This is a genomic window from Gelidibacter japonicus, from assembly GCF_010725055.1.
Lineage (GTDB): Bacteria > Bacteroidota > Bacteroidia > Flavobacteriales > Flavobacteriaceae > Gelidibacter > Gelidibacter japonicus.
The window spans coordinates 1-13488 of the sequence record NZ_BJKB01000004.1; the positions used below are offsets into that span (position 1 = coordinate 1).

Annotated in this window: 4 protein-coding genes; all 4 read left to right on the forward strand. The window is 38.7% G+C overall.

The window, feature by feature from the left end; translation table 11 throughout:
• Window positions 1-128 precede the first annotated feature (128 nt).
• The 4 genes from G6N06_RS05480 to gltB all read left to right on the forward strand — a co-directional run bounded on the left by G6N06_RS05480 (window position 129) and on the right by gltB (window position 13461).
• Complete coding sequence (locus tag G6N06_RS05480) at window positions 129-3836, forward strand: ShlB/FhaC/HecB family hemolysin secretion/activation protein (protein WP_163515067.1); 3708 nt, start codon at window positions 129-131, stop codon at window positions 3834-3836.
• A gap of 25 nt (window positions 3837-3861) precedes the next feature.
• Window positions 3862-5685, forward strand: coding sequence for an SLC13 family permease (locus G6N06_RS05485; RefSeq protein WP_163515068.1), 1824 nt, complete (start codon window positions 3862-3864; stop codon window positions 5683-5685).
• Between the two features lie 139 nt (window positions 5686-5824).
• Window positions 5825-8404, forward strand: a complete 2580-nt coding sequence (locus G6N06_RS05490) for a phosphoenolpyruvate carboxylase (RefSeq protein WP_163515069.1) — start codon at window positions 5825-5827, stop codon at window positions 8402-8404.
• A gap of 551 nt (window positions 8405-8955) precedes the next feature.
• Complete coding sequence (gene gltB / locus G6N06_RS05495; RefSeq protein WP_163515070.1) at window positions 8956-13461, forward strand: glutamate synthase large subunit; 4506 nt, start codon at window positions 8956-8958, stop codon at window positions 13459-13461.
• Window positions 13462-13488: the final 27 nt, after the last annotated feature.

Below are 13488 nucleotides of genomic sequence, written 5' to 3' on the forward strand. Positions count from 1 at the left end.
ATAGGTTGGCAGATTCATCTGGCAACAAAGCTATGTTTTCAAGTCCGTTCGGCTGACAAACCTCTATAACCAACTAAATTTCAAATATTTCAAAGAACAATTTTAAGTTTTAATGGGACAGTAATGATATGATAACAAATATTTTGAAGCTCCCAACCAACAAGATTTTGATGCTTTTGTCAGTTCTTACACTTGCAGCTTGTGCCAGTTATAATCCACAATCTAAAATTCCAGCAAAGGATAACAGTTCCACAAAAAAACCGATTCATACATTTTTCGTTGCTGGTGGTTTAGGAACTGCAGAACCAAACTCCAATCTTGAATTACAAAAACTTCTTAAGTCATATTTAGACAAAGCCAGCAACGAAAGCACCTTGCTTTACACTGGCGACAACCTTCCAAAAAAGGCTGACAAAAGCACAAGGAAGTCGTATATAAATGCCCAAATCGAAATCGCCAAAGACTTTAAAGGCAAGACCGTTTTTATTCCTGGACATCACGAATGGAGCAGTAAAAATACCTCAGAGATCGAATGGGTGGAGGACTACCTAAAAGACAATAACATCAAAAACTTTGAAGTACAGCCAACAAATGTGTGTCCTTTAGAATATGTTGAAGTCAATGAGACACTCGATATTCTTTACGTAGATTCCAACTGGTTCTCCATCAATTGGGATCACGTTGAAGGCATGAATTTAAAATGTACCGATATTAATACCAAGCGCAGATTCAATGAAGAATTTGAAGGATATATAAAAGATTCAAGAGGTAAGAATCTATTGATTGTGATGCATCATCCCATTTTTAGCAATGGAAAGTATGCAGGAAATGCTACGTTTTTAGAGAGCATAACGCCATTGCCAATTGTAGGGAATATTGTCCATGAAGTTATTGATTTAGGAGGTTTTTCAAGACAAAGACTCAAATCACATCGTTATAATTACTTGCGTACCGTCATCAGTTCCTTGGTGCAGGACAATGAGCGTGTGACTATTGTATCAGGACATGAAGAAAGCCTACAATACCTTGCCAGTGAGAATATTCGCCAAATTATAAGTGGATCTCTGGGCAGTCGCACAGGAACCAGAATGTCTAAAGGCACCATTGCCAATATTGGGGGTTCGTTGGATTTTGACGGCAAATTTACCTATGGCGAAAAAGGATTTGCTATTATCAATTTCTATGAAGATGGCACTTCAGACGTTAAGTTTGTTACTGAGGAAGATACGTTCTCCTTTGAGCTAAACGACAAATTCCCTGAAATTGAAGAAGAATATCCAATTCCAACATTTTCTGAGCCTACAAAAACACTGGCTATTACGACCGATAAAGATAAGCTCGATAAGTCAGGATTTTATAAATTTATATGGGGAGAACGCTATCGCAGTTATTTTGGGAAACCCGTTACTGCAGATATTGGAATATTGGACACTTTATACTCTGGAATGAAAATCACCAAGCAAGGCGGTGGACATCAATCCTTTTCGGCACGACTTGAAGATGAAGTAGGCAGAGAATATGCCATGAGAGGCCTACAGAAAGATGCGCTTAAGTTCTTGCGTTTTAAAGTTCCCGGAATTGCCTATGTGGAAGAAGATTTTGAAGGCACTTTTGTCGAAACAATGATTTATGACTTTTTCAGCACTACTCATCCTTATATGCAATTGGTCATTGATCCGTTGGCAAAGTCAGCAGGTATCAACCATGCCAACACCCAATTGTACTATTTGCCAAAGCAACCTGGTTTTAAAATGTTGGGAGATGACTATGGCGACCAGTTGTATTTTATTGAAGAACGCCCAATGGACAAGCAAAAAGACTTTGAGGGTTACAACCGAGCAAATCCGAAAGAAAAGGGAGAAGCTGTCAATTTTGAAAGCACCACAGATGTTCTTGAAAAATTGAATGAAGATGAAAAATATACCATTGATCAGCGCGCCTACATTCGCGCGCGATTATTTGATATGCTCATTGGCGATTGGGATCGTCATGAAGATCAATGGCGATGGATAGAATATGAAATCAGCGATGACGATATACGATTTATTCCAATTCCAAGAGACAGAGATGCGGCCTTTTCCAAATTTGATGGCGTGGCCATTCCAATTATTAAAATGCTAATGCCTGATGTCAGGTTTTGGCAATCTTATGATACGGATATAAAAAATGTGAAATGGTTTAACGGTGAGGGTAACAATTTGGACGTTGCATTTTTGAACAAGCACGATGCATCGGTTTGGGTGGAAGAAGCCAAAATAATCCAATCGGGCATGACTGACGAGGTGATTGACCAAGCTTTCCAACGGTTGCCTACTGAAGTCCAAGATGAAGCATCTGAAGACATCAAAAACAAACTCAAAGGCCGATTGAAAAACCTTGATGCCATTGCCAAACGCTATGGCGACAGAATGCAGCAAATTGTAGTGATCCATGGCACCAACAAAGATGATAAAATAGAAATTACCCGATTACCACAAGGCAAAACCAAAGTCGTTTTGAAACGACTAAAGACCGATGCTCCAAACCCTATATTCTTTGAACGTACGTTTGATAGAGAAGCCACAAAAGAACTCTGGATTTACGGTTTAAATGATGACGACATATTTGAAGTTTCTGGAGACGGCGATCGTGAAATTATGTTACGATTAGTCGGTGGTCATGGCGATGACGTGTTTGAGATCAACAATCGTAAAAAATTGAAAGTGTACGATTGGAAACATGAAGAGGCCGAGTTTACAGATAAAACACCGGCAAAACATTTTACACCTCTTTATGAAACCAACACCTTCATTTATCGTGAATTTAAAGAGAATAGTAATGTCTTTTTTCCTAATTTAGGATTTAAAACAGACGAAGGCGTATTTTTCGGAGCGAAAGATACTTATACCAACCATGGTTTTAATGGTGAGGATTTTAGATACAAGCACACGCTTTCAGCCAATTATTTTTTCAATTTTGGTGCTGTAGAAGTTGAATATGCAGGCATTTTTGCCAATATCATCCCAAATTGGAATTTTGAAGCTATTGGTTATTATGCCAGCTCTCAATTTGCCAGTAACTTTTTTGGTTATGGCAATGATACTAAATACGACGAAGATGCTGTAGGCAAAGATTTTAACAGAGCACGAATCAAACAAATTAAGTTAAGAAGTGGAATTGCTTATCGAAGCATCCATTTTCACGCTCTTTTTGAAAACTATAGTGTGGAGGAAGATTCAGATCGATACTTTAATTCCAATAATTTTGGAGAAGACGTTTTCGAAACTCAAAATTATGTGGGCGCGGAGGCAGACATATTGTATGAAAACGTTGATGCCATGGATTTTCCTACCCGTGGGCTTTATTTTAAAGCAGTGCTTGGGTACAAGAAAAACTTAAAATTGGATAATAACCAATTCGGATATGCTGCCTTCAAATTAGGCTTTGACAAGAAATTAATTCATTCCGGAGATTTGGTTTTGGGCTCAAAAGCCGAGATTAGAACCAATTTTGGAGATGATTATTTATTCTATCATGCTCAGTCTATAGGAGGTGACACTGGTTTAAGAGGATATAGAAATAATAGATTTGCAGGTAAAACATCCTTTTATCAGAGTACAGATCTTAAATGGCGCTTAAAACGTTACGTCACTGCAGTTACCCCAATAACCATTGGCGTGTTTGGTGGATTTGATTATGGTCGTGTGTGGTTGTCAGATGATGCGTCAAACACATGGCACAATTCCTTTGGTGGCGGATTTTGGATAGGCAGTTTAAATGCGTTTTCAGTGAATGCAGGTTATTTTGTATCAGATGAAGATGCCATCATACAGGTAGGCTTAGGTTTTGGTTTTTAATTAATTTGTTGAAATATATGTTGCTATGAGTTTTGAAATCATCCTTGTATTCATCATTCTTGGAGTAACTATCCTACTCTTTGCAACAGAAGCTTTGCCGATAGATAAGATTGCATTCTTGATCATCGTAGCACTCGTTTTATCTGGCTTGACCTCTCCAGAGGAGGCCATTAGTGGTTTTTCAAGTTCGGCCACCATTACCATCCTCATGCTCATGATTTTGGCCATTGGTCTCGAAGACAATGGCGTGATTGATCTTTTGACCCAATCCATCAAGAAATTGAAAATTTTACCCATGGTTTTGATGGTTCCCGTTTTTATGTTGATATCGGCATCCATTTCATCATTTATTAGTACTACTGCAGTGGTGGTTATTTTTATAAAAATTATTGCCCAACTTTCAGAGAAGTATAATTTCTCTGCCCCAAAATTATTGATGCCCATTTCCTTTGCAGGGATTTTAGGCGGCAGCTGTACTTTGATGGGAACTTCCACAAATCTCTTGGTGAATTCGGTTGCCCAAAAATTAGGCGCAGAACAATTTTCGTTCTTTGAATTTACCCTCTATGGCGTCATTTTATTGGTGGTTGGTATTGTGTTTATGACCTTCGCAAGCCGATGGCTACCAAAAACCAACAAGAACGATCTTACTGATACTTCGGTTGACAACACCTTCTTATTCTCCTTGACCGTAAAACCAGAATCAAAGTTAATCGGTACCCCAATTTCGGATGCTAAATTTTATAAAAATCCAGATATCCGTGTATTAAGACTGATTCGCAATGACATTGTCAACGACAATCCAGGCCCTAACACCACCCTAAGGCCTAATGACAAATTAGTCGTGTTAAGTGATGTCAAGGCCTATGCATCCATTTCTAAAGAAGATTTTAGACTTACCGCTGAGAATGAATTGTCTTTTCTTGAGGATATTGATCCCGATAATGAAAGTGACACTAAAAAAAGCGCCTATAGCTATGTGGAATTATTGATTCTTCCAGGATCGGAGTTTATTGACAAATCCTTTTCTGAAATTAAAAACTTGCTCTTTAATATTGCAAGGCCATTGGGAATTCAGAACAGGAGACAATTTCAAAAAGGGATGCGCCTGAATCTGCCTAAAATCATTAAAAACACCAATTTACAAGCAGGAGACAAATTGCTTCTAAAAGCAAAAAAAGAAGACATTGAACATCTCTATTCCATAAACAATACCATTGTGCTAATGCATCATGAGGAAGATTATAAAATCAATCCTTACAAAAGGACCATAAGTTTAGTAGCTCTAGTTATGGTGGTTGGGTTGGCGGCAAGTGGTGTGTTGACCATCTTATCAAGTACATTATGTGGGGTTGGATTACTACTTATAACAAATTGTATCAGCCTATCAAAAATTTACAAAAAAGTGAACTGGCAAATCATTTTTTTATTGGCTGGCATGATCCCTTTGGGAATTGCCATGAACAATTCCAAAACGGACATTTGGATCTCTGAGATGCTATTAAATTTCCTCACTGGACAGAACAACATTATTATTTTAGGCGTTCTCTTTGCCATTACCATGATCATAAGTGGTTTTATATCCAACAATGCCACTGCGGTCATCATAACGCCCATAGCCATTACACTTGCTGCTGGATTAAATTTACCTGCAAAACCGTTTATCCTTGCGGTCATGTTTGCCGCCAATTTCAGTTTTTTCACACCAATGGGCTATCAGACCAACACCTTAATTTACGGAACTGGCGCCTATAAATTCAGGCATTTCCTAATTATAGGAGGATTGTTGTCCATAATCCTGTTAGTTGTTGGTACGCTTCTCTTGTCTACTATGCTCAATGGCCTATAATTTCAACACTTAAGTTCCTTTATTTTGCGATATCCTAAAAGTAGACCGTCTAAATTTCGTTATTCGGTAAAAATTTCAAATAAGGCACAGTGTTCCACTTTGCTTTAGTAATTTTAGAGGTTCAATTAAATTTTTAAGAATGTCAAAACAGCCAAAATTAACACGATTTAATCAGAGTGTTTTATCAAAGTATCAGATCTATAATGGTATTTTCATGACCTTGCCTTTTGATGCCGTCACAAAAACCGGTGTCTTATTGCCATTGTTTCATGAAACATGTCAGAAAGGCTTTAGTGCTGGCGAAGACCCTACCACTATCGTCAATTCATTTTTTAAAAAATATCAAGCCCGACGTAGTCCTGAAAGTCAAATTAATTTACTGTTTCGTTTTATTCAATACATTGAACGACAAGTGGTGTTGTTTGATGCCATAGAAGATGCCGCATTCCCCATAGTCAATAATATGGATGGGATAGGAACTTTAAGAAGTTTGAAAGAAAGCGTCTCTGCAGAAAATAAATTGGAACTCCTCAAAAAATATTTGGAAGAGTTTAAGGTTCGAATCGTCCTAACCGCACATCCTACACAATTTTACCCAGGATCTGTCTTGGGGATTATTACCGATTTGACGGAAGCCATCAAGGAAAACGATTTACTTCGCATCAACGATTTACTCGCTCAATTAGGAAAAACCCCCTTCTTTAAACATGAAAAACCAACGCCTTACGATGAAGCAGTCAGCTTAATCTGGTATTTAGAAAACGTTTTTTATAAATCCTTTGGAGACATTTTTGATTATATCCAACAGAACATTTTTGACGGCAAACAAATTGACAACAACATTATCAATATCGGATTTTGGCCTGGTGGCGATCGCGATGGAAACCCTTTTGTAACGCCTGAAATTACACTCAAAGTTGCAGCACGTCTAAAAGAAACCATCATTAAGAATTATTATCGTGATGTTAGACGTCTAAAAAGAAAACTCACTTTTAGGGGTATTGAAGATAGTATGTCGTTCCTTGAAAAAGAGCTCTATGAACTTATGATAGGCAATCCTTCTGAATTGACCTTAGAGGATTTAAAAGCAGAATTGATTTCAGTAAAAGACATTATCATCAATAAACATCAGTCTTTATATATTTCTGAAATCAACAGCCTCTTGAATAAAATCCATCTCTTCGGATTCCATTTTTCGACTTTGGATATCCGACAGGACAGTCGTGCGCACGATAAAGTATTTACCGATTTAGTGCAAACATTATTAGATAGTGGTAACGCTATTTTTCCAAAAAATTATTTCGATCTTTCTCCTACAGAACAAGTTGAAGTATTATCTCATGTTGAAGGAAAAATTGACTTCTCATTAGTTAAAGATCCTGAAACGCTCAAAACTTTACAAATCATTGAAGCGATTAAAACCATTCAAGAAACTAATGGCGAACAAGCTTGCAATAGGTATATCATCAGCAATAACCAAAGCACGCTACATGTCATGCAATTGTTTGCGATGTTAAAACTCGTTGCATTCCAAGAGGACATGTCCGTGGATATCGGTCCTCTTTTTGAAACCATTACCGACTTGGAAAACGCGCATTTGGTCATGGAAGAACTGTATACCAATCCTGCCTACAGTGCACATTTAAAATCGAGAAAAAACAAACAAACCATTATGCTCGGGTTTAGTGATGGCACTAAGGACGGCGGTTACTTAATGGCAAACTGGGCCATTTATAAAGCCAAAGAACGTCTTACCGAAATTTCACGCAAGTATGATGTAACCGTAATTTTTTTCGATGGCCGTGGTGGACCACCTGCTCGTGGTGGCGGAAAAACACATAATTTTTATGCGTCTTTAGGGCCAACTATTGAAGACAAAGAAGTCCAACTGACCATACAAGGGCAGACCATTAGTTCTAACTTTGGCACTTTAGATTCTTCTCAATACAACTTGGAGCAGTTGATCAGTTCAGGTATCCACAACCGACTAAGTGATACGGACTTACGTATGGTACCAGAAAACAGAGAGGTCATGGGCAATTTGGCAACCTTGAGTTATAAGGCTTACGCCAATTTTAAAGCGCATCCTAAGTTCATTTCTTACTTAGAGAATATGAGTACCTTAAAATATTATTCCAAAACCAATATTGGAAGCAGGCCAACCAAACGCGGCAAATCAGAGGGACTCGTTTTTGAGGATTTAAGAGCCATCCCGTTTGTAGGATCTTGGAGCCAACTCAAGCAAAACGTACCAGGATTCTTTGGCGTTGGTACTGCATTAAAACACTATGAAGACAATAACGAATTTGAAAAAGTACAGCACCTCTTCAAAACCTCTAGTTTCTTCAAGACCTTGATAGAAAATAGTATGATGTCACTCTCAAAATCTTTCTTTGATTTGACTAAATACATGTCTGACGATCCTGAATACGGCGAATTCTGGAATATTATTTACGATGAATATTTGACCACAAAACGATTGATTCTAAAATTAACAGGTTATACTGAATTGATGCAGGAAGAACCTTCAGGAAAAGCCTCAATTAGAATACGGGAATCTATCGTATTGCCACTTCTAACCATTCAACAGTACGCTCTAAAGAAAATTCAGGAGCTGGAAAAAGAATCACCACGGGACGAAGCACAAATAAAAGTTTACGAAAAGATCGTCATGCGTTCTTTATTCGGAAATATTAATGCGAGTAGAAATTCGGCTTAAGAAACAGTTTTTATTCTATAAATTAAAGCCCTTAACCTTTGAAACGTTGAGGGCTTTTTAGTCTAATTTCTCTACAATTTCTTCATCAAATGGGTCTCAATAAACAGGCATGCAGATCTAAAAAACACACCAAAACTTTTGTTGAACATGACGTTTTAAAATGAAACACAAATGCATGAGTTTTGAGTCAAAAAAAATCAGTGGAAATCCACTCAATCAGTTTTCTCAGCATTCCATTAAATCATTATCTAAAGTCAAAAAGTAGGTTCCGAAAAATCATCAGAAAAAGGAATCATCTAAAAACCTTCTTATTTAAACAAAAAGCTCACATAAAACTGTGTTTTAGTGAATAAAATTTAACATAATTGAAATTTTAATGAATTTAATTTATTGATAATTTCTTAATATGAAGTTTTCAAAATGCCAATCTGATAATTATAAGACCTCTCATTATCAATCTCGAAAAAGTGAATCTGCAATTTTAAATTTCCGGATTTTCCACATAACTTAGAAACCAATAAAGGTATAAAAACCACTAAATTTTTTATTTTATGTTAAAGCAACAAGGACTTTATTTACCAGAATTTGAGCATGATAATTGTGGCGCCGGATTTATATGTAGTCTCAAGGGAAATACGTCCAATGACATCATTCATAAAGCGCTTGAAATATTGGAAAAATTGGAACATCGTGGTGCCGTAAGTTCTGATGGTAAAACTGGAGATGGTGCCGGAATTTTAATTGATATCCCTCATGAATTTTTCGTGAATAAGTGCGATTTCCAATTACCAAAATTTGGAGACTATGCGGTGAGCAATGTCTTTCTTCCAAAAAAGGAAAACCAGCGCAACTATTGTATTGATAAATTAGAGCAGTATATAAAAGCACAAGGCTTACCTATTTTAGGATGGCGAGATGTGCCCGTTGACTCTGCAGTATTGGGAACAGTTGCCACCTTGACCGAGCCATTTGTAAAACAGATTTTTATTGGAAAGTCCGAAGAAAATCAGGACGATTTTAGCTTCAATCTAAAACTGTTCACCGCAAGAAAACAGGCAGAACATCATATCAATGCGTCCAAACTTTCTGAAAGCGCACGCTTTTACCTTCCAAGTCTCTCAACTAAAATCATCATTTTTAAGGGACTTTTGGTACCTGAAGACATCAAACTCTACTATAAGGATTTGCAAGATCCATCATTAGTGACCCGTTTGGCATTGGTACACCAACGTTTTTCAACGAACACCTTCCCTACATGGGATTTGGCCCAACCGTTCAGATATATGTGTCATAATGGTGAGATCAATACTTTGAGAGGTAATGCATCCCGAACGTTATCCCGTCAGGAGTTGATGGAAAGCGATTGGTTTGGTGACGAAATCAAAAGCATTTTCCCAATTATTCTCCCAGGAAAATCAGATTCTGCACAAATGGATATGATGGTGGAATTGTTGTTGATGACTGGCCGGTCCCTACCCGAAGTGATGATGATGCTGGTACCCGAAGCTTGGGAAAAAAACCCTGAGATGTCTGAAGCAAAACGGGCTTTTTACGAATATAATTCCTGCATCATGGAACCTTGGGACGGTCCCGCTTCCATTCCATTTACAGATGGCAACTATATAGGTGCCGTTTTGGACAGAAACGGATTGCGTCCATCGCGTTATACCGTCACCAAAGACGGTTTTGTAGTTATGTCTTCTGAAACTGGCGTTATTGAAATCGATCCAAAAAATGTGGAACATCATGGCCGACTGGAGCCTGGAAAAATGTTTTTGGTCGATATGAACCAAGGTCGCATCATAAAAGATGAAGAAGTCAAGGAGGCTGTTGTTTCTAAACATCCTTATAAAGAATGGCTACAGAAAAATTTAGTGCATTTGGCCGATATCCCTGCGCGAGAAGGTCCTATTCAACATGAAGAAGAACCTTTATTGAAACGTCAGATAGTTTTTGGCTATACCGAAGAAGATATAAGTGTCATCATCAAACCGATGGCACGACTGGGTAAGGAACCCATAGGCTCAATGGGGAATGACGCCCCCATCGCCATTCTTTCTGATAAACCACAGCTCCTTTACAATTACTTCAAACAATTATTTGCCCAAGTCACCAATCCACCGTTGGATGGCATTCGTGAACAACTGATCACAGATATCAGTTTGACCTTGGGAAAGGATACCAATATTTTCAAAATTAATGAAGATCAATGCCGAAAGCTGAAAATCCAGAATCCGGTGATTTCCAAGCACGATCTCGACAAAATAAAGAACTACACCCAAAATCCAGATTTTGTAGTCACAACAATTCCCATTTTATACGAAGTGGAGAAAGGCTTGAATGAGTTAGAGCGCGCTTTAGTCAATCTCGTTAAAAAAGCATCAAAAGCGATTGATGAAGGAGGCAATATTATTATTCTATCTGATCGAGGCGTCAACAAAAAAATGGCGCCAATTCCTGCGTTAATGGCCTGTTCCTATGTTAATCATGAATTGTACAAAATAGGAAAACGTGCCAAGGTCAGCATCATTATAGAATCAGCCGAACCGCGTGAAGTCCATCATTTTGCATTGTTATTTGGCTATGGTGCAAGTGCCATTAATCCTTATATCGTTAACGAAATTGTTCGAGATCAGGTTGACAAACAGAATATTGAAGGCATGGATTATATGACGGCCATTAAGAATTACAACAAGGCTATTGGCATGGGCATTCTTAAAGTGATGAACAAAATTGGGATTTCCACATTAAATTCCTATCGCGGATCTCAACTTTTTGAATGTGTGGGACTCAATACAACAGTAGTCAATAACTATTTTCCACATACCGTAACCCGTATTCAAGGCATCGGCCTAAGAGAGATTGAAAAAGAAATTTACAAACGTCACCATCAAGCCTATCACAAAAAAACTATTGATGGCGACCTCGGATTGGAATTTGGAGGGATTTATAAATGGCGACGCAATGCCGAAAAGCATGCCTTTAATCCACTGACCGTTGCAAAGCTTCAAGAATCTGTAAGAAACAATAAACCGGAAACCTTTAAGGAATATTCAGATTTAATCAATGAACAGACCAAACAATTGATGACCATTCGTGGCTTGTTTGAGTTCAAAAATTATGATCCCATTCCTTTATCAGAAGTGGAACCCTGGACGGAAATCGTCAAACGTTTTAAAACGGGCGCGATGTCATACGGATCCATCAGCAAGGAAGCCCACGAGAATTTAGCCATTGCAATGAACAGAATTGGTGGAAAAAGTAATTCTGGCGAAGGTGGTGAAGATGAAGAACGTTTTTATAAAGATGCAAATGGCGATTGGAAAAACTCCGCCATCAAGCAAGTGGCGTCTGGACGTTTTGGAGTGACCTCGAACTATCTGACCAACGCAGCAGAAATTCAGATTAAAATGGCTCAAGGTGCAAAACCTGGGGAAGGGGGTCAATTACCAGGTCCGAAAGTAAATCCTGATATTGCAAAAACCAGAAATTCTACGCCATATGTCGGACTCATTTCTCCGCCACCACATCATGACATCTATTCTATTGAAGATTTGTCACAATTGATTTATGATTTAAAGTCGGCCAATCGCGAAGCGAGAATCAACGTTAAATTGGTTTCTGAAGTGGGCATAGGCACCGTGGCTGCCGGGGTTGCCAAAGCCAAAGGCGATGTAATTTTAATTTCCGGCCATGATGGCGGAACAGGTGCTTCGCCTTTGACCTCATTAAAACATGCCGGGTTACCTTGGGAATTAGGTCTTGCCGAAGCCCAACAAACCTTAGTCATGAACAATTTGAGAAATCGTGTAGTTTTAGAATGCGACGGGCAAATGAAAACGGGACGTGACGTCGCCATCGCTTGTCTTTTAGGCGCTGAAGAATTTGGTTTTGCTACGGCACCATTAGTTGCTTCAGGATGTGTGATGATGCGGGCCTGCCACTTGAACACTTGTCCCGTAGGTATTGCCACCCAAAACCCAGAGCTTCGAAAAAAATTCCAAGGCAAACCCGAACATGTGGTTAACTTTATGTATTTCGTAGCTCAAGAATTACGCGAAATCATGGCAGATCTCGGTTTCAGAACCATTAATGAGATGGTAGGTCAGGTTCAAAAGCTGGACCGAAACAAAACCATCAATCATTATAAATCTTTGGGCTTGGATTTGTCGCCAATTTTACATCAAGTGTTAGTCCCGGAAGGTACCAAACTATTCAATAGTGAAAAGCAGGACCACCAACTCGAAAAAGCCTTGGATTTCAAGATCATAAGTCAAGCGCATCCTGCTTTGTTCCGAAAGGAAAAGACAGTCATTGATTCAAAAATCAATAATCGGGATCGTGCCTTTGGAGCCATATTGAGCAACGAAATTTCCAAAATTTACGGCGCGCAAGGCCTCCCGGAAAACACCTTAAAAATAAACTTTACAGGATCTGCAGGGCAGAGTTTTGGCGCTTTTGCCACCAAAGGGTTAACGCTTGTGGTTAATGGAAACACTAATGATTACTTGGGCAAAGGACTTTCGGGTGCCAAAATAAGCGTCAAGGTTCCTGAAGAATCCACCATTATTCCTGAAGACAATATCATCATCGGAAACGTTGCTCTCTACGGTGCCACCAGTGGCGAGGTCTATATCAATGGAAAAGCAGGCGAACGCTTTTGTGTCCGCAATTCGGGTGCACACGCTGTAGTTGAAGGTATTGGCGACCATGGCTGCGAGTACATGACCGGAGGACGCGCAGTTATCTTGGGCGAGGTAGGACGTAATTTTGGTGCGGGAATGAGCGGCGGCATTGCTTATGTTTATGATTCTAATGGCACATTCGATAAAAAATGCAATAAAGAAGGTTTGAATTTGGAACCTGTAGCATCGATAGAGGACATCACAGAATTAAAAAACCTGGTCGAAAATCATTACAACGCCACATTGAGTCCTCTGGCACAACGCCTTTTAGAAAACTGGCAGAAAGAACTGCCTAAATTCATAAAAGTGTTACCGGAAGAATATAAGCAAGCCTTGATCCGAATGGCCGAAGAAAATAAAGTAAGTGTTTAATTGAAAAAGATTTCCGTTTTTACGGAA

What these genes read in the sequence shown, in the direction of transcription:
- G6N06_RS05480 (WP_163515067.1), top strand. Translation starts at nt 129, where the DNA reads ATGATAACAAATATTTTGAAGCTCCCAACCAACAAGATTTTGATGCTT.
- G6N06_RS05485 (WP_163515068.1), top strand. Translation starts at nt 3,862, where the DNA reads ATGAGTTTTGAAATCATCCTTGTATTCATCATTCTTGGAGTAACTATC.
- G6N06_RS05490 (WP_163515069.1), top strand. Translation starts at nt 5,825, where the DNA reads ATGTCAAAACAGCCAAAATTAACACGATTTAATCAGAGTGTTTTATCA.
- gltB (WP_163515070.1), top strand. Translation starts at nt 8,956, where the DNA reads ATGTTAAAGCAACAAGGACTTTATTTACCAGAATTTGAGCATGATAAT.